This is a genomic window from Mycolicibacterium novocastrense, assembly GCF_001570485.1.
GTDB lineage: Bacteria > Actinomycetota > Actinomycetes > Mycobacteriales > Mycobacteriaceae > Mycobacterium > Mycobacterium novocastrense.
In genome coordinates this window covers 203,374-222,185 of the sequence record NZ_BCTA01000002.1, presented here as the reverse complement: position 1 = coordinate 222,185, position 18,812 = coordinate 203,374, and the positions used below count along the sequence as shown (strand labels likewise).

The window sequence follows — 18,812 nt, the reverse complement described above, 5'->3', positions numbered from 1 at the left end:
GTGGGCCACCCTCGAATCACGACCCTGGTGTACGGGCGGCCGCGCTGTTCGCTCGGACCTCTTCCCGCACGCGGAACTTCTGGACCTTGCCGCTGGCCGTGCGGGGGTAGTCCTGCCCGGCCGGTACCTGGTGCAAATCTTCGGGCCACTTCTGGACCGCGATGCCGGCGGCCTTGAAGTGCGCACGGACATCGTCGAGCGTGGGTATCGCGTGCCCGTCACGGATGCGCAGCACCGCCGCGGTGCGCTCACCGAGCCGGGTGTCGGGCGCGGCCACCACCACCGCCTCGGCCACGGCCGGCATGCTCAGCAGCACCTCCTCGACCTCGAGCGCGGAGATGTTCTCGCCACCGCGGATGATGACGTCGGCCTTGCGGTCGGTGATCGTCAGGTAACCGTCCTCGTCGAGCACGCCGATGTCGCCGGTGTGATACCAGCCGTCGTCGTCAAACGCGCGCCTGGTCAGCTCGTCGTCGGTGTAGCCCAGGCATAGGTCCGGGCCGCGGGAGAGGATTTCGCCTTCCTCGGTGAGCTTGATCTCCACGCCCGGACGAGGGTCCCCGTCGGTGTAGAGCCGCTTGTCCTCCGGCGCCGTGGGCCGCGATCCGGTGATCGACGGATGCTCGGTGCTGCCATAGGAGCGGAATACGAAGAAGCCCAGGTCGGCGAGCCGGCGGGTGACCGCTGCCGGGACGGTCGAACCGCCGAGTCCGACGGTGGTGAACTTTGACCGGTGCGCGTCGGTGCAGTCGGGGTGGTCGAGCAGGCTGGTGACGAAGTACGGCGGGCCGCCGCCGATCGACAGCCCCTCGGTCTCGATGAGTTTGAGGACCTTGCCCGGATCCCACACATCGCAGAGGTCGATCGGGGCACCCTCGAGCACCGGGATGAGGAAGGCACCCAGCATGCCGATGAAGTGGCCGATCGGCGTCGCGGTCAGCTGCCGGCCCCGGTTCTCGGGATAGTTCGCGAGCAACTGGCGCGTCTCGAAACCCAGCGTCTGGTGGCTGTGGATGACGCCCTTGGGGTTGCTCGTGGTGCCCGAGGTGAACGCGATCAGCGCCGGGCTGGCCGGATCGGCGGGCAGCGTGCCCGCGAGCGGCTCGTCGTCGAGGAGCTCGGCGAAGTTGTCACCGACCAGGCCGACGATCGGGACATCGGCAGCCAGGTCGGGCTGGAATTTCATCCGGCCGAACTCCTCGGCGGTGATGAACACCTTCGGCCGCGACGTCGACAGGATGTGGCCGAGTTCCCTGCGGCCGTAGAAGTGCACGATCGGCACGACGACCGCGCCGAGGAACGCCGCCGCCCAGAACGCGACGGCCGCTTCCATCCAGTTCGGCAGCTGCAGGGCGACCACGTCGCCGGGGCCGACGCCGCGCCGGTGCAGCCCCGCCGCGAGGCGACGGGCCTGCAGTTCGACATCGGCGAACGTGCCCGCGAACGGGCGCACATCCGAGTGCACCCAGAAGCCGGTGTCGGGATTGGCCGTCAGGTGCCGGGCGAGCAGTTCACCGAGCGTGTCGCGGGTCCACCAGCCCTCTTCTTCGTAGCGTTTCCTCAGCTCGACCGGGATGTTTCGCATGGGCTCCCAACACCTCCGGGGGACGGCTCCAACACGGAGGCGATGCTATTCTCTGTTTCCGAGAATGCCAATATCGCATACGGAGAATGTTTGATGGTGGACCTCGAGTGGGACGACGGCCTCGCCGTCATCACCATCGACCGGCCGCAGGCGCGCAATGCGATTGCGCCCGAGACCATGGAGCAGTTGCACACCGCGCTCGACGGTGCCCGGGGTGCCACCGCGCTCGTCGTCAAGGGCGCCGGCGACCGGGCCTTCGTCTCCGGCGGTGACCTCAAACAACTCGCCGCGTTGCGCACCGAAGAGGACGCCGCCGCGATGGCGCGGCAGATGCGCTCGGTGTGCGACCGGATCGTGCAGTTCCCGGCGCCGACGGTCGCGGTGCTCAACGGGCATGCGCTCGGCGGCGGTGCCGAGTTCGCAACCGCCGCCGACATCCGACTGGCCGCCGCCGACATCAAGATCGGCTTCAACCAGGTGGCGCTCGAGATCATGCCGGCGTGGGGCGGCGCGGAGCGACTGGTGGGGCTCGTCGGCTACAGCCAGGCGCTCTTGTTGGCGGGCACCGGCACCATCCTCGAGGCCCCCGAGGCCCATCGCCTCGGCCTGGTCGACCGCGTGCTGCCGCGCGAGTCGTTCGACGACGATTGGCGCGCGATCGCCCGCAAGCTGGCCCACCGCGCGGCCGGCGAGATCAAGCGGGTGATGAAAGGCGCCTCGACCGACGAGGCCGTCGCCGCGTTCGCGCGGCTATGGGTGTCCGACGAGCACTGGGCCGCCGCCGACAAGGCCATGAACCGCGCCAAATAGTTTTCCGCGTGCGTCGCCCACGCTCCCGCGAAACTGTATTCCAGCAGCGGAAGTTCGAGAAGACGCCTGCTGGAATACAGTTTCGCGAAACCATTAACCGCCGAGGACGCGGATCGGGTCGCTGCCGTCCCAGTTCGCCGCGCTGTCGCGGACGTAGTGCGCCATCCCGGTGGTCGTTTCGGTCAGCTCCATCACCTCGATGATCGTCGCCGGACTGTCCGGCGCCTCGAGGTAGGCGAAGCGCGCCCCGACGTCCTCACCACCCGACCAGACGACTGGCCAGCCCGCCTCACGTGCCGACGCCATCGCGGCGTCGAATCCTCGGCCCAGTAAGCCAACTGGTGATAGCCCGGGCCTTTCGCGGCCAGGAACTCGGTGTAGATGCTCGGGGTGTCGTCGTCTTGCTGGATCAGCTCGACCTGCAGCTCACCGCTGTTGGCCAGCCCGAGCGTCATCGAGATCTCGCACGGCGCGCCGCGGTAGACCCCGCGAAGCGGCAGGTTGCGCATCACGAACCAAGGTCCGACGCCGAGGTCGAGCCAACTCGCCATCGCCCGGTCGATGTCGGTGACGATGTATCCGATCTGACGAATCGGCCCAGGCACGACGCTCATCTACTGCTCCCTCTTGGCGGCGAAATCGGTTGAGGCCGCGCTGATCATCTCGACCAACACGCGCCGGTCGACGGTCCACACCTGCGATGCCATTGCGCGATCCGTCTCGCCGACGACGAAACTAGGCCCGTTGCCGATGTTTTCGACGATCTCGGCCGCCACGTCCTCCGAGCGCATCTGAGTCTGGGGTCGTAGGCCACACCCATCCGCGCCAACGCCGGTGTGTAGGTCATACCGCGCGGCGTGCAGCACACGTCCACGCCGTGTGGCCGCAGCTCGGCCCACAGGCCCTCGGCGAAGGTGTGCTGGAAGGCCTTGACCGCCGAGTAGACGGCCAGTGTCGCCGAACCCGCCAGGCAGGCCAGCGATGCGACGATCACGATGCCGCCGCGGACCCGTTCGGTCATCGCGGGTGCGAAGTGGTGCGTCAACGCCATCGGCCCGACGCAGTCCAACGCCACCTGTATGAGCGAATAGTCGAACTCGTTGTCGAGAAACGTCGAGGTGCGGTCGGAGGCACCCGCGTTGTAGATCAGCAGCCCGACCTCGAGGCCGTCGGTGGCCGCGGCGATCTTGACCACCACATCGGGGTCGGTCAGGTCCTGCACGACGGCACGCGCCTGCACGCCGTGCGTATCGCGTGCACGGGCGGCGACCTCCTCGAGCAGTGGACCATTGCGTGCGATCAGCACGAGATCGATTCCGCACGAGGCCAGTTCATCGGCCAGCGCGGCCCCGATTCCCTCGGATGCACCCGCGATCACCGCCCACGGTCCGTATCGCGCGGCGAACCCCTGGCCGTCGGTCACTGCGCGACGCCCGACGCGCTCATCACGCGGCTGATGTGCGTCGACCGCTTGCCGATCCGCCACCCCTGCGGGGTGCGGACGAGTTCGTCGTCGTAGCGGCCGACGGCGTCGATCCAACTGTTGGAGTCTCCCGGCACGGCCAGAAGCACGGCGTGGACGTACGACCGCGCCGTCGCCCGATCCCCGTCCACGTCGATCACCACGTTGGAGATGCGGTGGAACGTGTCGCCCATCGAGTCGTGAATCTGGTTCATCAGCGAGGTGAACGCGTCGGCATCGGTGAACGTGCCGAGGTCGCCGTAGTCGATGTCGACGACATCGGTCCAGCAGGTGCGAAACAACGCCCAGTCCTTGGCGTCGATGCCGGTGGCGTAACGGATGAGTACCTCGGAAATCTGCGCCTTGTCGTCGTCCACATCCGGAGGCTAGCTGATGCCGATCGGCCTCCGGACGCGTTCCCGGAAGCATCCGACCACTCTTGTTCTCTCTAGACGAGAACGCTATTTCCGATTAATGTCAGCGGCGTGTCGACACAACAGATTGCCCTCGCGCCTGAAATCTCGACCTGGCCCGCCGACAATCCCGAGCTGATCGGGAGCCGGTGCGGCGCATGCGGCGCGACCACCTTCCCGATCCAGCAACGGTGCCCCAAGTGCAGCGCGGACGCGATGTCCGAGGTCAAACTGCCTCGGCGCGGCACGCTGGTGGCCTGGACGACGCAGGGGTTCCCGCCGGGCCCGCCGTACAAGGGGCCGACCGGTAAGGATTTCGTCCCGTTCGGCGTCGGCCTGGTCCAGCTCGAGGACGTCATCCGGGTCGAGGGCCGGCTCACCGAGAACGACCCGGCCAAACTCCAGTTCGGTCAGGAAGTCGAGCTGACGATGATCCCGTTCACCACTGACGACGAGGGCAACGAGGTCGTCACGTTCGCGTTCAAGCCGGTCTAGAGGAGAAACCGACCATGACTAATGACGTCGCGATCATCGGGGTGGGGCTGCACCCGTTCGGCCGGTTCGACAAGACCGCGATGGAGATGGGCGCCGAAGCCATCCAGTCCGCACTGACCGATGCGAAGGTGGACTGGAAGGACATCCAGTTCGGGTTCGGCGGCAGCTATGAGGTGTCCAACCCGGACGCGGTGACCCGGTTGGTCGGGCTGACCGGTATCACCTTCACCAACGTCTTCAACGCGTGCGCCACCGCGGCCAGCGCCATCCAGCAGACCGCCGACACCATCCGGCTCGGCAAATACGACATCGGCATTGCGATCGGATTGGACAAGCACCCGCGCGGGGCGTTCACCGACGATCCCGCCAAGCTCGCGCTGCCGCAGTGGTACGCCGAGAACGGTCAGTTCGTCACCACCAAGTTCTTCGGGATGAAGGCCAACCACTACATCCACAAGCACGGCATCTCGCAGGAGACGCTGGCGCGGGTGGCCAACAAGAACTTCCGCAACGGCGCGCTGAACCCGAACGCCTTCCGCCGCAAGGAGATTCCGGTCGAGGAGATCCTCAACTCGACCGTGCTGAACTATCCGCTGACGCAGTACATGTTCTGTGCACCCGACGAAGGTGCGGCCGCGGTGATCATGTGCCGGGGTGACATCGCGCACCGCTTCACCGACAAGCCGGTGTACGTGAAGGCCACCGAGATCCGGACCCGAACCTTCGGCGCCTACGAGGTGCACGCCACGTCGGCGCCGCTCGACGAGGACGCCTCGCCCACGGTGTACGCGGCGAGGGCCGCCTACGAGGTGGCGGGCATCGGCCCCGAGGACGTCGACGTCGCACAGCTGCAGGACACTGACGCCGGCGCGGAGGTCATCCACATGGCCGAGACCGGTTTGTGCGCCGACGGGGAGCAGGAGAAGCTGCTCGCTGACGGAGCCACCGAGATTCACGGATCCATGCCGATCAACACCGACGGCGGTTTGATCGCCAACGGTGAACCGATCGGGGCGTCGGGCCTGCGCCAGGTGCACGAACTCGTCCGCCAGTTGCGCGGCGAGGCCGGTGACCGCCAGGTACCCGGGGAGCCGAAGGTCGGGCTGGCCCAGGTCTACGGGGCGCCGGGGACGGCGTCGGCGACCATTCTGACGGTCTGAGGCGAATCGGGACCCGGCCGTGAAACATCGTTCTAAGATTCGGAAATGAAATTTTCGCGGGCACGCGGGCGAGCGCTGAAATCGCCGTTGCTGTCACTCGCGTCGGCAACGGCCGTCACGGCTGGCGGCGTACTAATCTCGGTGGCGCCGGTGGCGGCACAGCCACCTCCACCGCCGCCCGCACCCCTGCACAACGTCAAGTACACGGTGTGGGCCGAACAACCGTTCTTCGTCGACGTTTACTACCGGGACGTCGATCCGCCGAACTGGGCGGCCTACAGCCACAACCCGTACCAGTTCAGCCCGAAGGTCGAGGCCCAGGTCGGGCCGGATCAGCAGTGGAACCTCGACGTGCAGTTGGCCAACCCGGAGAGCTGGGCAATGGTCACGGCGACCAGCGGACCGGGCGTACAGAACCCGAACATCCATTGCGCGCTCGCCGTCGACGGGGTGGTCGTCAAGACCCATCAGGGTCCGAAGGGTGCGCTCTGCTCGATCCGGAGTTACTGAACGTCGGGCGACATCGCCTCGTCGGCTGGAATCGGTTCGCCCTCCAGCCGACGAATCCATCTCTCGCAGAACGCGAATGTCTCCGCGTGGCCGGTCGTCATGCCCAACGCACGTTCGACGGTCAGCGCTTGAGAAACGCTCGTCGCGAACACAGTCCACACCACCGGCGGCACGTCGGCCGTCTCGAAACCGTAGCGCCGCAGAGCCGTGGCGATCGCCTTGTTCTGTTCAGCTCTGAACCGTTCGGCCATGTGGACGATCTCGGCTCGCAGCGCCTTGCGGTGATTAGCCAGCCCCATGAACTCCATCGTCAGCCTGGTGGCCTCCGGCTGCGTGCTGAAGTGCCACAAGGCCCACAGTGGCTGCTGCGAAGCCAGCGCCTTCGCCAGCACATCGAATCCGGTTTCAGCCATCCGGCGAAAGACTGCCAGGTACAGGTCTTCCATGGTGCGGAAGTAGTAGTGCACAAGTTGCGGTTTGAGGCCGGCGGCCTCAGCCACGCGCCGCGACGTCACCGCGGCGTAGCCGTCTTCGAGCAGCAGCTTCTCGGCGGCGTCGAGCAGCACCCCGCGGTTCTTCGCGTCTGGCGCTCCGATGCGCCGCGCCTGGCCGGCGCGCGTAGTCATGCGATCACTTCACTTTCCCGACATGAACCGTTCCGACACGCCGATCGTAGTGGCGGCCCGTCCCGAATCCTTGACCCTGACCTTAGCCCCATGCTAAGCAGGTGCTCAGCATATTCGATCAACAGATTTCCGCGAGCGGCACCGTCTGCTCATCACCACCATCAGCACGCGCCAGCGTCGACCTTGGAGGGTTCCCGCACATGACCACAGATTTCGATTCGGTCGACTACTTCACCGATCCCTCCCTGGTCCCCGACCCGCATCCGTACTACGACCACATCCGCGGCAAGGACCCCGTGTGCTGCCCCATCAACAACGGTGTGCTCGCGGTGACGGGCTGGGAGGCGGCCAACACCGTCTACAAGGACTCGGAGAACTACTCGTCGTGCGTCGCGGTGATGGGCCCGTTCACGCCCATCCCGTTCACACCTGAAGGCGACGACATCTGCAAACAGCTCGAAGAGCACCGCACCGAGATCCCGATGTACGAGCACATGGTCACCATGGACCCGCCGCAGCACACCGACGCCCGCTCGATCCTGGCGCGGCTGCTGACCCCCAAGCGGCTCAAGGAGAACGAAGACTTCATGTGGCGGCTGGCAGACCGCCACATCGACGAGTTCATCGCCGACGGCAAGTGCGAGTTCCTCGCCGCGTACGCCAAGCCGTTCTCGCTCCTGGTCGTCGCCGACCTGCTCGGTGTTCCCGAGGAGGACCACGAGGCGTTCCGTGAGTCGTTCGGCGCCCAGCGTCCCGGATCCAACATCGGCGGGCTCGACCACGAGGTGATCGCCGCCAACCCGCTGGAGTGGGCCGATGAGAAGTTCTCCCGCTACATCGAGGAGCGTCGCGAGAACCCACGCGACGATGTGCTGACCTCGATCGCCACGGCGAAGTACCCGGATGGTTCGACGCCCGAGGTGGTCGACGTGGTCCGCACCGCGACGTTCCTGTTCGCGGCGGGTCAGGAGACGACGGCCAAACTGCTCGGCGCGGCGATGCGGGTGCTCAGCGACCGCCCGGACATCCAACAGCGGCTCCGCAACGACCGCAGCCTCATCCCGGTCTTCATCGAGGAGTGCTTGCGCATGGACAGTCCGGTGAAGAGCGTGTTCCGGATGGCGCGGAAGACAACCAGTTTGGGTGAGACCCCGGTGCCCGCGGGCACCACGGTGATGGTGAGCCCGGGCGCCGCCAACCGCGACCCCAAGCGGTTCGACAACCCTCACGAGTTCTCGCTCGACCGCAAGAACGTCCGCGAGCACATCGCGTTCAGCCGGGGTATCCACTCGTGCCCTGGCGCCCCCCTGGCGCGGGTGGAGGGCCGCGTCTCGGTCGAGCGCCTACTGGACCGACTGAGTGACATCAGGGTCAGCGAGGATAAGCACGGCCCGATCGAGGCCCGCCGGTATGTGTACGAGCCGACGTTCATTCTGCGCGGGCTGACCGAGATCAACATCGAGTTCACTCCCACGGGGTAGCCAGCCCGGCGGGTCGCCGTCGTACGGTTCATCGACTCAGAACATGGCCCGAAGCTTTGGTGACAGCGCTAGGCTGGACATCCGAGGAGCGACTCGATTTCCAAAGGGGGCCAAAGGTGCTTAAGATCCTCGCGGCACCGGTCATCGCTTGTGGATTGATGGCCGCCACAACGATTCTCGCCGATGAGGTGTCGGCAGCTTGTGACTCGGCGGACTGCGTCCCGAACGTCGCTCATAACGTCGTCGAGGGCACGCCCTGTCAACCTCGCCCTTCCTTCGTCTTCGGCTTGGACGCCAACCGCGGGACTCTCATCTGCGCCGCGCATGGCGCGTGGGTCCGTGTCGGACCGTTGATCGGCACACGCGAATTGGCGCTGCCCTGCGAAAGGCCGGGTGATACCGCGCAGGAACCCCTAGCCGGCAATGACTTGCAGCCGCGTACCCCCGGTGTCCCGCTCAAATGCGCGCACATCAACGGTGCGACGCGGTGGGTGCACTTCCCCTGAGATCTACAGGTCGCCGCGAACCCAGCGACTGGCGCCATTGTTGCCCACGCACGTCAAGAACAGCCCATCCGGCGCCTGAGCCACCTCGCCGTCCAAGGCGGGGCACAAGTCGCCCTCATTCTTGACGCCGTGCATCTCAGGCGAGCGGAACCAGCGGGGTTCGTAACGCCTAGGTGAACCACAGAAGACCAGTCGGCCCCACGACGTCACACCGAACGCGTAGTAGGTGGGATTACTGCAATAGGAACCCAGCACGATGTTGGGGACGATGCCTGGGGTGCAGCTGGAATAGTTGCACTCGGGTTGTCCCGCGGCGGGCGGGGCGGCCGCCACCGAACCTGCGGTCACGATGGCGGCAAGCACTGCGACGACGGATCGCACGCCCCCATTTTCGCACACGGGGAAACCAAATTCTCACTTTCGCAGAGGATGGCTGCCGGCAGCGATAGTCTAGGAAGCATGCGCGGAGTTGAGTTGGCCGCTGGCGCCGTAGCGTCAATCGTCGTGATCGGAGGTTTGGTATCCGCGCCGTCGGCGCATGCCACCGATTACGGAGTTGCACTCAATGGCACGTATCGAGCTTTTTCGAACGGCGACTGGGCGCAAACCAGCGCGGGTCCGCACGGCGCGGGTGGAGCCATGGTCTACATAGACCAGCCGTCGAAGCTGGAGACCTGGACTGTGACCTCGGACTGCGTCAGTCCGATCGAATGCTACGGCGAGGTCAGAAGCGACGCCGGCTGGACCGGCGTGCTCAACTGGAACGGCGACTCCTGGAGGATGGACCGCGACATCCCGAACTGGCAGCCGTGCCCCGACGGCACCGCAGCCCCCGGTCACCAGCACTTCGCCTTATGGGGGTGGACTCCCGACACAAGTGAGAAGAATAAAAACCGCGATCTGATCGTGGGTTATGAAAGGACGCAGAGTCCGAGCGGCGCCTGCGGTTACAACAAGTCGGTTGTCACCCAATTGCCGGTGCGGCTGGAACGGATGTCATAGTCGCGCCTCAGGTCCGATCAGATCGTCAGCTGCTCAGATCGGTAATAAGTCCTTCCACGTCTTGAGGTGTGGCCCGGCAGCCTCCGTCGTAACCCGCTGTACCTGACCATTGGGTGCGAGATAGCGCCCCGTGCGTGGGTCATACTCCGCGACGGCGACCGACGGTCCGCCGGCGCGTCCAGAACCGTTGCTGCCGAACGCACTTGGTGCTGCCGGAACCGCGCCGCCGTCCGGCGGCACCACGGGAACGGGTCCTGGCGGCGGCCCCTGCGGTAGCTGGCCGGCGGCCGGGGCGACCGGCGCTGCCTCCGGCGGTATCGGCACACCGTTGAGGGAATTGCCGACCGGCGGCGGCGGTGACGAGGGCGTCGGCGGTAGCGGAGCCGTCAGAGGGTTCGGCGGCCCGGGCTGGGTCCCGACCGGTGGCCCCCCTGGCGGCAGGGGTGTTCCCTCTAGCGGCGCATGGATCCGGTCGTTGAAGTCGACGCGGTCGTCGACCGGCACACCTTGGGCGATCAGATTAGGGTCGAACGGAGACGGCCCAAGTGTGTGTTGGCGCACGGCCAAGGGCACGAACCCCTTGGGGTCGTTGCAGAGTTCCACTGTGGGAGCACGCTTTCCAGGATGTCCCATGCAAGGGTAATTGCGAGCGCCCCGCACTGCGAGGGGCGAATCCTGCGGGAGTTTGCAGTACAACCCGTTCGGCGTGTCAACGCTGGTGAGGTCTGCGGGGTTGCGCCACTGTGACGGTGGCAGGTAGCCGACCGTGCACGAGTTCGGATCAGCGATGGTCAACGTGAAGTCGCTGAGGGGCAGGCCCGTCGGGTTGTTTTTCGGTAGCCCGAATTCCGATTGGGCTGCGATTACTCCCGGCAGAAGCACGAGAATTTGTTCGAGCGACGGATTGTAGGTGACGAGAATCTGACCCAGTGTGGTCAGGTTCGCCAACAGAACCGGCAACGTGGGCTTCACTTGGGCGAGAAGCTGTGACACTTCCTGCGCGAAGGCCGGTCCGCGCTGCAGTATGGTCCGCAGTTTCGGGTCATCCTGCTCGACCTGCTCGGTGATACCCGCTAAACTGCGCGCCCACGTCCGGATCGCCTCCGCACTTTCGGCCTGCGACTCGAGAAGTGGCCCACTGTCGTCGATAAGCGCTCGACTCTGGTCGGATACGTCATTGAGGTACTCGGTGATGTTCGACGACGAGTCGAGCAGCGATTGAAAGTCCTCACCGGCGCCGTTCAACCCCTTGAACGACTCATCGAGCAAGTCACTGAGCCTGTCTCCGGGAAGGCTCTCTACCAGTTTGCTGACCTGATCCAACATCGGACCCACCTGCTGCGGCACAGTGGAATTCGCCATCGGGATAACCGACCCATCCTCCAGGAACGGGCCGGAATCGGTTCGTGGACGCAGATCGACGTACTGCTCACCCACAGCCGATACGCTACGGACCTCGGCCTGCAGGTCTGCGGGAATCTTCGGCGAGGTGCCCAGCGTCAGCGTCGCTTCCGCTCCGTTCTCGGTGAGCTTCACCTCCCGCACCTCACCGACCTGCACACCCCGGTAAGTGACATTGGAGAAGCGGTACAGACCACCGGCGGCCGGCAATTCCAGCGTCACCTGGATGTGGCCGATTCCGAGCAGGGCCGGCAGTTGCATGTAGGTGAACACCATTACCGTCACACCGACGATCGACGCGATGGTGAAGATGATCAACTGATTTCGGACGAACCGCGTGAGGAGCATCAGCCGCCGCCTCCCGGCATCGGTGGCACGGGCATAGCGGGCGCCGTCCCTGCGGGTTCATATGGTCCGGCGAATACTTGCACGGACGTGCTCACCTCGGCAGTGTTCGCCGGTGGCACCACCGGAACCACCGGCCCGCTCACCGGCGGCATCGGCCCGCTCGGCCCAGCTTGTGCTGGCGGCAGCCCCTGCGTGACGGCCTCATCCTCCGGCGGAGGCGGCGTGACACCGATACCGAGCGGGTTATATGAGTAATTCAGATAGTAGGGATCTCCGGGCGCTGGAATGAGTTTGGCGTCCTGGTCGCCCCACCGAGTACCGAGGAACAACGTCCGCTTCAGCCGCGGATAGGTGATGTCGAACACGGCGAACAGGTTTATGTAATCGCCCTTGGCGACTCGGTCGGCGAAGGTCGGACCGTACGGGAAGGAGGTGGCAAACCGAAGTCCGATCGTGAGGTCCGGTCCGACGTCGGCGAGCGCCTTGATAGTCGGCTCGAGGTTCTTGAGATCGGTGACCAGGTCGTCCCCGGCGTCGTTGACCAAACGGGTCGCGGTATCGCTCAACTGCCCCAGCTTCTGCAGGGCGGTGGTCAGCCGGGGCCGCTCCCTGACCAGCACATCCAGCGCCGGCGGAATGTCGGTTAGCGCGCGGTCGATCACATCGCGTTGAGCTGCGAATGTGCCGGCAACTCGCCTCAATTGCTGGATGGTGGTGACGATGTTGTCACGCTGCTGGTCGAGCACGCCGACGACGTTGTCGAGGCGGGTGAGTAGCTCGCGAATCTGCGGCTCACGTCCGGACAGCGCGATTCTGGAGTTGTGGATGATGTCACCGATTTGTCCCAGACCGCCTCCGTTGGCGATCACGGACAGCGATGAAAGTGTCTGTTCGGTAGTCGGATAGGTGGACGAGCGGTTCAAGCCGATAGTGGCGCCCGGCCGCAGTCTGCCGCTCGGCTCTTGGCCCAGCGGCGGGTCGAGAGCCAGGTGCATCGACCCCAGCAGGCTGGTCTGCCCAACCCTGGCCACCGCATTGGCGGGCACGACAACGTCCTCTTTGACCGAGATCTCCACATTCGCATGCCAGTTGTCGACGGTCATCTTGCCAACGCTGCCGACGACCACGTCGTTGATCATGACCGGCGAATTCGACTCCATCGTCGAAACATTGGGAATCTCGACGTGGTAGGTAACGGCATTTGGCCCACGCCCCACCGCTCCCGGCAACGGCAGCGAGTTCAACCCCTGAAAGGAGCAGCCCGTCATCGCCACCACCAGACATGCGCCGCCGATGGCCAACGACTTGACCTTCCTCATACCAGTCATGGTTGTGTCCCCCCTTCTGCGGGCAGCAGCGGCGTACCAGGTGGCACGGGCGGCGGCGCCTGATCCGCGGGCACCGCAGGGGACTGCGGGAGGAGCATCCCATCCACCGTGGGAGGCGGTCCCGGAAGAACGGTGGGCGGCCCTGGAATCGGGGCACCCGGATACAACGCCGGGGACGGAATCGCGGGTACTTCTCCGCCCGGAGAATACAACCCCGGTGGGCCGGGCGGCTGACCCCAACCCGGGGGCGGTGGGATATCGCCGGCGCCGAGGTAGGCCGACACCGATGGGAAGGGCTCGGGCGGGTCGCCCGGCCCGGCGCCTCCCGGCGCAAGCTTCGGGTCGGTGTAGATGATGTTTTCTGGTTTGGGGGCAGGCCTGAGGTAGGCGTTTATGGGGAAAGGCAGGTTGTTGAAGTTGAGCAATCGCAGAACCGGCCCAAGATATTGCGCGCAGAGTTTCGCTGTTTCGGGGGCACTGGTGTTCTCGATGGCGCCGATGAGGCCGCAAATGAAGTACACCGGATTCGCGAAGTTGGACAAATTGAACGCGCCACTCACCCCCCCGGAGGGGGGGTAGTAGATGTTCCCGTAATTGGCGATCGCGTTCGGCGTGATATGGAGGACGTTTTCGATAGACATGTGATTGTCGACCAAGACCTGGGTAACATCGGCCAAGCTCTTGACTTGTTCCGACACCTGCTCGCGGCTGCCCGCGACGAAGCGCTGCACCTCGCCGAGTGCAACCGACAGGTCGGACAACGCCGCGTCGAGATCCGATCGGCTGTCGTTCACGACGCTGGTCAGACTGGCGAGACGGTCCTCGAACATCACGATCTGGTCTTTGCTGTCGCGAAGCGCGGTGACGAAGGTCTGCAGGTTCTTGATGATATCGACGATGTTGCCGCCACCTTCGGCGAAAATGCGTGCCGCGCCGGACAATTGAGCTAGCGTCTGCCGGAGCTTGTCGCCGTTGCCGTCCAGTGCGTTGGCGGCGCTGTCGATTGCCCTGGAGATGGACGTACCCGACACTCCAGTCTGCGGGCCCAACTCGGTCGCCAGGCGCATCAATTGATCTTTCACCTCATCCCACTCGACGGGGACTGCGGTTCGGTCGCTGGGGATCACCGCGCCGTCGTCCATGACCGGTCCGTCGCCCTTCCGGTACGCCGGCGTGAGCTGGACGTAACGCGCCGCGACCAGATTCTGGGCGACGATCACCGCCTTGGCGTCGGCTGGAACGGGCACGTCGTGATCGACCTTCAAGATCAGCTTGGTCTGCGTGCCTTCGGCCTGGATGGAGTCGATCTTGCCAACCTTGACACCCGATACGCGAACCTCATCGCCAGGGTAGATCGCTGTGGCAGTCGGGAAGTACGCGGTGATCGTGTTGGGCCCGAAGAAGATCTGACGGACCAGCACTACCGCGCCGACAACCAGCACGACGGCCAGCAGCACAGCGGTGGTGACCGCGAGTCGCTTACGGGTTGCCATCATTGGGCAGATCTCCTGGTTGCGGGATGCCGTTCACCGGGAAAGGCAGCTCGGCGCGTGGCCCGGCATTGTCTGGCGGCTGGCCCGCATCGACTCCGCGGCGGAACCCGAAGGCGTAGTCCAGGAACGGCTGCAGGATTTGTGCCGGTGAGATGTTGGGTATGAATGCGTTGTAATAAGCGCCGCTAGCCACAAGTTCGCCCTGCGTCAATTCGTACTTGGCCAGGCCGGGCAGAGCCTTCGAAATGTTGTCCCGGTTCTTGACCAACATCGCGTTGACCCTGTTGAGCTTCTCCAGCGTCGGCGCCAGCTCCTGCTCGTTGTCGGCTACCACACCGGTCAGCTGCTGCGACACCGCTGACGTGTTCGCGAGCAAGCTGACGATGGCCTGTCGCCGCTCGTTGAGTACTGCGAGCAGATCGTTGGCATTGAGGATGAGCGTGTTGACCTGCTGGCTGCGTTCGGACAGGATGCCGGTCACGTCGCCGGCGGTTCTCAGCAACTCGGCCAGACTCTCGTTGCGGTCATTGAGCGAGCGCGACAGCCGGGACAGGCCGTCGAATGTCGGGCCCAGCTCCGGTGAAATCTGGTCGAGCGTCGTCGCCAGAGTATCCAGTGACTGGTTCAGTGTGTCGGTATCGGTCGCAGCGGTATTCGCGGTGAGTTCACTGACGGCGTCGGTCAGGGAGTACGGCGACGACGTGCGCGTTACCGGAATCACCTGATGATGGTCCAGCGTGCCACTTCCCGAAGACTCCAGGGCCAGCACACGCTCGCCGAGCAGCGTCCCCGTGCGAATGTGCGCGGTGGTTTCCGAGCCGAGCGCCGCCGTGCCCGCGATGGTGAAACCGACGAGTGCGTCCCCGTTTTCGAGTTCGACCGAGGACACCGAGCCGACCTTGATACCCGACACCGTGACGTCGTTGCCCACGGCGAGACCGCCCGCCTCAAGGAACAGGGCCTGATACTTGATGGCGGTCGCGTACTGCAGCAGTCGTTCCGGCTGAAGGCCTGCGACGATGACCAGAATCATCAGGGTGACGCCGATGACGCCCGCTTTGATGAGTTGCGAACCGCGGTATCTGTCCATGAGTGCCATTAGTTCTCCGCACACCTCCCCGTCTCTTGCTTGACCCAGGGGAACACCACGGTGCGGCCGGTCAGGTCGGTGGCTCGGAAGGTGATACCGCAGATGTAGTAGGGGAAGAACGAACCGTAGGCACCGATCCGCGCCAGTTTTCGGTAGAGCTCGGGCAGGCGCTGCAGGGTAGCGTCGAAATAATCCCTATACTTGCCGTCCAGCAGTGGCGCCAGCCTCGTCAACTGGTCGACGGAGCCGGCCAGCGGTGGGCGCGCCCGACCGAGCAAGTCGGCCAGCGAGGCGGTGCCGTTGTCGAGGGATGTGATGGCCTCCCCGATCGGATCGCGGTCGGCCGACAGGCCACTGACAAGTCGCTCGAGGCGGTCGATCGCACCGGAGAATTCATCGCCGTCTTTGGACAGCGTATCCAGCAGCGTACGCAGGTCATCGATCAACTCCTCGATGACCTGGCTGTTGTCGGCCAACGAGTTTGAGAAGGACGATGTCTTCGAGAACAGCGATTCGAGGGTTCCTCCCTGGCCCTGCAGGATCTGGATCAGCGAAGAGGTGAGAGCGTTCACGTCTTGCGGATTGAGGCCTTGAATCACAGGTTTGAGCCCGCCGAGTAGGAGATCGAGGTCCAAGGCGGGTGCCGTGCGATCCGCGGGTATCTGCGAGCCGGCAGCCAGTATTTTCGTCGATCCCGGGCTGTCGGCGAGTTCGAGGAAGCGATCGCCGGTCAGGTTGAGGTAGCGAATTTGAGCCTTGGTCGCCGTGGTCAGCACGATGTCGCGATCTGCGTCGAATTCGACGAGCACATTGCGGTCCGACTGCAGCGACACCGCTTTCACCGTCCCGACCCGGATGCCCGCAACACGCACGGTGTCACCAGTCTTGAGTCGCGAAGCGTCCGTGAAGATCGCCGAGTATCCGTTCGTCGACCCGGTCCTCATATTGCTGAAGATCAGGAACAGGAAAGCAGTCAGGACGGCCATCACGAGCGCGAACGCGGTGAATTTGATGAGTGTGCCTGTCGGGCGGGTCATCCTGGCATTCCGATCTGTGCAGAGTTCCGCGGTGGGCCAGGAATCGGCCCGAAGAGCCAGTCCTTGAGTCCCGCGGAGTTTAGCAGGATGCCCTGATTGCCGTACTGGAATGGGTTAGCGCCGACATCAGCGACGACCGCAGGCACCCGGAACTCAGGGGGAACATTTGGCAGACCCAATTCCTTGCAGTAAGGCCGGCCCTTGGCGGCGACTTTCGGCAGGTCCTGCGGATAACGGTATCGTTCGGTACCGAGCGTAAGGCCGGCAGATACCACCACGGCGCTGTTGTTACCCGGAAGTGGCGGCGAATTCGCCTGCACGGCAAGCCCGCCGATAGAGCACGTCAGCGACTCGTGATACCGGTTCAACACGTCGGTGGTGGGCACGAGCAGACGCAATGTTTCGGCCAGCGCCGGTTCGTTGCCGCCGATCACCTCGTTTCCGATGTCCGCCAGACCGATGGAGCTGACCAGGAACTGGTCGAGTTCCTGCTGCTGGTCGACGATGGTATTGCTGATCTGCGTGGCGCTGCGGACGGTGCTGACGAGGTCGGGCGCCGCGTCGGCATACGCACTGAACATCGGTGCCGCGACTTCGAGGTCTCGGCTGAGATTCGGCAGGCTCGGTTCGATCTTGGCGAGAAATGCGTTGAAGTCGGTCAGCGTCTTGCCGAATTTATCACCCCTGCCGTTGAACGCCTTGGCGATCGCTCCCAGGGTCTGATTGAGCTTGGCGGGGTCAATCTTGTCCAGCACCTGCACCAACTGCTGGAACACGGTGTTGATCTCGACCATGACGTGCTCGCTCTGAATCACCTGTCCCGGACGCAGCGGCTGCGGTGAAGGGTTGTCCGGGGAAACCATGTCGACAGACTTGGCGCCGAACACGGTTGACGATGCGATGTCGACCTTTACGTTCGACGGGATGAGATGCAGCTGCGACGGATCCATCGCGAGGTGGAGCGCTGCCGTGCCGTCGGACCGGTACTCGATCGATTCGACCTTGCCGACCTGCACGCCACGCATCTTGACCTTGGCATCGTTGTTCATCACCAAACCGGCCCGATTCGAGATGACCGTCAGGGGTTCGGTCTTGGTGAAGCTGCCCTGAAAAAGACCGATGGCCAGGGCGATGATCAAACCGAGGGCGACTATCAGCGCCAGGCCTGTAAGCGGGCGAACCGCACTACTCTTCATCAGCGCCACCTATCCCGACAAGTTGAAGTTGCCGTTGGAACCATAAATGGACAGCGACACCAACAGGGTGACCGAGACGACCACGACCAAGGAGGTGCGCACCGCGTTGCCAACAGCGACGCCCACGCCTGACGGTCCCCCGGATGCGAAGTATCCGAAATACGTATGCACCAACAAGATCGTGATCGCCATCAGGATCGCCTGGAGGAACGACCAGAGTAGGTCTATCGGATTGAGAAAGGTGTCGAAATAGTGGTCGTATAGGCCGCCCGACTGTCCGAACAACACCACCGTCGTGAATTGGGAAGCCAGGAACGACAACACCACGGCGATCGAGTACAGCGGGGTGATTGCGATCATGCCGGCGACGATCCGGGTGGAAACTAGGTATTCCACCGGACGGATCGCCATGGACTCGAGCGCGTCGATTTCCTCGTTGATGCGCATCGCGCCCAGCTGCGCTGTCACACCGGCCCCGAAGGTGGCGGCCAACCCGATGCCGGCCACCACCGGGGCAGAGATGCGGACGTTGATGAACGCCGCCAAAAATCCGGTCAGGGCTTCTATGCCGATGTCCCCCAGAGAGCTGTACCCCTGAACAGCGAGCGTTCCACCGGCCGCCAGGGTCAAGAATCCGACGATGGCCACCGTGCCGCCGATCATTGCCAATGTCCCTGCGCCCATAGAGATCTCGGCGATCAGCCGGACGATCTCCCGGCGGAAGTGCACGGTCGCATGGGGCACACCGGCTAGGGCCCGCAGATAGAACAACAAGTGATCGCCGATGTTGCCCAGCACGTCGATCGGCTTCTGGATCGCCCGGGTCAGCCGCGGGAAGTTATTCTGAAGTGCTGTTCGTGTCCCCATCG

The 18,812-nt window shown here is 64.6% G+C and carries 18 protein-coding genes and 1 pseudogene; 6 read left to right on the top strand and 13 right to left on the bottom strand.

All coding sequences use genetic code 11. The annotated features are described in order from the left end of the window. Nucleotides 1–16: 16 nt before the first annotated feature. Nucleotides 17–1,585: an AMP-binding protein gene (locus RMCN_RS01295; RefSeq protein WP_067386658.1), complete on the bottom strand. Its 1,569-nt coding sequence runs from the start codon at nt 1,583–1,585 to the stop codon at nt 17–19. Nucleotides 1,586–1,678: 93 nt separating this feature from the next. On the opposite strand from RMCN_RS01295, the gene RMCN_RS01290 reads away from it, so the two are divergent. After that, entirely contained in the window at nt 1,679–2,395 is a 717-nt protein-coding gene (locus RMCN_RS01290; RefSeq protein ID WP_067386656.1) for an enoyl-CoA hydratase/isomerase family protein, read from the top strand. Nucleotides 2,396–2,488: 93 nt separating this feature from the next. Here RMCN_RS01290 and RMCN_RS01285 read toward each other — a convergent pair. The 3 genes and pseudogenes from RMCN_RS01285 to RMCN_RS01275 all read right to left on the bottom strand — a co-directional run bounded on the left by RMCN_RS01285 (nt 2,489) and on the right by RMCN_RS01275 (nt 4,234). Continuing rightward, nucleotides 2,489–3,009: pseudogene (locus tag RMCN_RS01285) on the bottom strand (VOC family protein). A 44-nt stretch (nt 3,010–3,053) separates the two neighbouring features. Beyond that, nucleotides 3,054–3,818 (bottom strand): SDR family NAD(P)-dependent oxidoreductase, encoded by a 765-nt coding sequence (locus tag RMCN_RS01280; protein ID WP_067386654.1) that lies wholly within the window; start codon nt 3,816–3,818, stop codon nt 3,054–3,056. After that, nucleotides 3,815–4,234, bottom strand: coding sequence for a nuclear transport factor 2 family protein (locus RMCN_RS01275; RefSeq protein ID WP_067386652.1), 420 nt, complete (start codon nt 4,232–4,234; stop codon nt 3,815–3,817). Before RMCN_RS01275 ends, RMCN_RS01280 begins: the two co-directional genes overlap by 4 nt. 108 nt (nt 4,235–4,342) lie before the next feature. Here RMCN_RS01275 and RMCN_RS01270 point away from each other — a divergent pair, with 108 nt between their 5' ends. The 3 genes from RMCN_RS01270 to RMCN_RS01260 are packed head-to-tail and all read left to right on the top strand — an operon-like array spanning nt 4,343 to nt 6,435. After that, entirely contained in the window at nt 4,343–4,765 is a 423-nt protein-coding gene (locus tag RMCN_RS01270; protein ID WP_197506140.1) for a Zn-ribbon domain-containing OB-fold protein, read from the top strand. A gap of 14 nt (nt 4,766–4,779) precedes the next feature. Beyond that, complete coding sequence (locus tag RMCN_RS01265) at nt 4,780–5,925, top strand: thiolase family protein (RefSeq protein WP_067386648.1); 1,146 nt, start codon at nt 4,780–4,782, stop codon at nt 5,923–5,925. A 45-nt stretch (nt 5,926–5,970) separates the two neighbouring features. After that, nucleotides 5,971–6,435: an Rv2576c family protein gene (locus RMCN_RS01260; RefSeq protein ID WP_067386646.1), complete on the top strand. Its 465-nt coding sequence runs from the start codon at nt 5,971–5,973 to the stop codon at nt 6,433–6,435. Here the strand turns inward: RMCN_RS01260 and RMCN_RS01255 are convergent. Next, a complete protein-coding gene (locus RMCN_RS01255) occupies nt 6,429–7,061 on the bottom strand; it encodes a TetR/AcrR family transcriptional regulator (RefSeq protein WP_067386644.1) in 633 nt (210 codons plus the stop codon). The two genes, RMCN_RS01260 and RMCN_RS01255, sit on opposite strands and share 7 nt — an antisense overlap. Before the next feature lie 200 nt (nt 7,062–7,261). Between RMCN_RS01255 and RMCN_RS01250 the strand changes: the two genes are divergently transcribed. Further along, nucleotides 7,262–8,542, top strand: a complete 1,281-nt coding sequence (locus tag RMCN_RS01250; protein ID WP_067386642.1) for a cytochrome P450 — start codon at nt 7,262–7,264, stop codon at nt 8,540–8,542. A gap of 509 nt (nt 8,543–9,051) precedes the next feature. Here RMCN_RS01250 and RMCN_RS01240 read toward each other — a convergent pair. Next, a complete protein-coding gene (locus RMCN_RS01240) occupies nt 9,052–9,429 on the bottom strand; it encodes a hypothetical protein (protein ID WP_067386637.1) in 378 nt (125 codons plus the stop codon). Nucleotides 9,430–9,507: 78 nt separating this feature from the next. On the opposite strand from RMCN_RS01240, the gene RMCN_RS01235 reads away from it, so the two are divergent. Next, nucleotides 9,508–10,050, top strand: a complete 543-nt coding sequence (locus RMCN_RS01235; protein WP_067386635.1) for an Rv2253/PknI dimerization domain-containing protein — start codon at nt 9,508–9,510, stop codon at nt 10,048–10,050. A gap of 33 nt (nt 10,051–10,083) precedes the next feature. On the opposite strand, the gene RMCN_RS01230 is transcribed toward RMCN_RS01235, so the two are convergent. From RMCN_RS01230 to RMCN_RS01200, 7 genes are read right to left on the bottom strand one after another with little or no spacing between them, the layout of a single operon-like run. After that, nucleotides 10,084–11,799, bottom strand: coding sequence for an MCE family protein (locus RMCN_RS01230; RefSeq protein ID WP_067386633.1), 1,716 nt, complete (start codon nt 11,797–11,799; stop codon nt 10,084–10,086). Continuing rightward, nucleotides 11,799–13,118 (bottom strand): MCE family protein, encoded by a 1,320-nt coding sequence (locus tag RMCN_RS01225; RefSeq protein WP_067386631.1) that lies wholly within the window; start codon nt 13,116–13,118, stop codon nt 11,799–11,801. Before RMCN_RS01225 ends, RMCN_RS01230 begins: the two co-directional genes overlap by 1 nt. 5 nt (nt 13,119–13,123) lie before the next feature. Then, complete coding sequence (locus tag RMCN_RS01220) at nt 13,124–14,623, bottom strand: MCE family protein (RefSeq protein ID WP_067386629.1); 1,500 nt, start codon at nt 14,621–14,623, stop codon at nt 13,124–13,126. After that, on the bottom strand, nt 14,607–15,710 hold the full coding sequence (locus RMCN_RS01215; protein ID WP_067386894.1) for an MCE family protein: 1,104 nt from the start codon (nt 15,708–15,710) through the stop codon (nt 14,607–14,609). Before RMCN_RS01215 ends, RMCN_RS01220 begins: the two co-directional genes overlap by 17 nt. Nucleotides 15,711–15,718: 8 nt before the next feature. After that, nucleotides 15,719–16,747 (bottom strand): MCE family protein, encoded by a 1,029-nt coding sequence (locus RMCN_RS01210; RefSeq protein ID WP_067386627.1) that lies wholly within the window; start codon nt 16,745–16,747, stop codon nt 15,719–15,721. Further along, entirely contained in the window at nt 16,744–17,943 is a 1,200-nt protein-coding gene (locus RMCN_RS01205) for an MCE family protein (RefSeq protein WP_067386893.1), read from the bottom strand. Before RMCN_RS01205 ends, RMCN_RS01210 begins: the two co-directional genes overlap by 4 nt. Before the next feature lie 9 nt (nt 17,944–17,952). Next, on the bottom strand, nt 17,953–18,810 hold the full coding sequence (locus tag RMCN_RS01200; RefSeq protein WP_067386625.1) for an MlaE family ABC transporter permease: 858 nt from the start codon (nt 18,808–18,810) through the stop codon (nt 17,953–17,955). Between the last annotated feature and the right edge of the window lie 2 nt (nt 18,811–18,812).

Excerpts from the sequence above, each read along its gene's own strand:
- RMCN_RS01295 (WP_067386658.1), bottom strand. The coding sequence starts at position 1,585 with ATGCGAAACATCCCGGTCGAGCTGAGGAAACGCTACGAAGAAGAGGGC.
- RMCN_RS01290 (WP_067386656.1), top strand. The coding sequence starts at position 1,679 with ATGGTGGACCTCGAGTGGGACGACGGCCTCGCCGTCATCACCATCGAC.
- RMCN_RS01265 (WP_067386648.1), top strand. The coding sequence starts at position 4,780 with ATGACTAATGACGTCGCGATCATCGGGGTGGGGCTGCACCCGTTCGGC.
- RMCN_RS01260 (WP_067386646.1), top strand. The coding sequence starts at position 5,971 with ATGAAATTTTCGCGGGCACGCGGGCGAGCGCTGAAATCGCCGTTGCTG.
- RMCN_RS01255 (WP_067386644.1), bottom strand. The coding sequence starts at position 7,061 with ATGACTACGCGCGCCGGCCAGGCGCGGCGCATCGGAGCGCCAGACGCG.
- RMCN_RS01250 (WP_067386642.1), top strand. The coding sequence starts at position 7,262 with ATGACCACAGATTTCGATTCGGTCGACTACTTCACCGATCCCTCCCTG.
- RMCN_RS01235 (WP_067386635.1), top strand. The coding sequence starts at position 9,508 with ATGCGCGGAGTTGAGTTGGCCGCTGGCGCCGTAGCGTCAATCGTCGTG.
- RMCN_RS01230 (WP_067386633.1), bottom strand. The coding sequence starts at position 11,799 with ATGCTCCTCACGCGGTTCGTCCGAAATCAGTTGATCATCTTCACCATC.
- RMCN_RS01225 (WP_067386631.1), bottom strand. The coding sequence starts at position 13,118 with ATGAGGAAGGTCAAGTCGTTGGCCATCGGCGGCGCATGTCTGGTGGTG.
- RMCN_RS01220 (WP_067386629.1), bottom strand. The coding sequence starts at position 14,623 with ATGATGGCAACCCGTAAGCGACTCGCGGTCACCACCGCTGTGCTGCTG.
- RMCN_RS01215 (WP_067386894.1), bottom strand. The coding sequence starts at position 15,710 with ATGGACAGATACCGCGGTTCGCAACTCATCAAAGCGGGCGTCATCGGC.
- RMCN_RS01210 (WP_067386627.1), bottom strand. The coding sequence starts at position 16,747 with ATGACCCGCCCGACAGGCACACTCATCAAATTCACCGCGTTCGCGCTC.
- RMCN_RS01205 (WP_067386893.1), bottom strand. The coding sequence starts at position 17,943 with ATGAAGAGTAGTGCGGTTCGCCCGCTTACAGGCCTGGCGCTGATAGTC.
- RMCN_RS01200 (WP_067386625.1), bottom strand. The coding sequence starts at position 18,810 with ATGGGGACACGAACAGCACTTCAGAATAACTTCCCGCGGCTGACCCGG.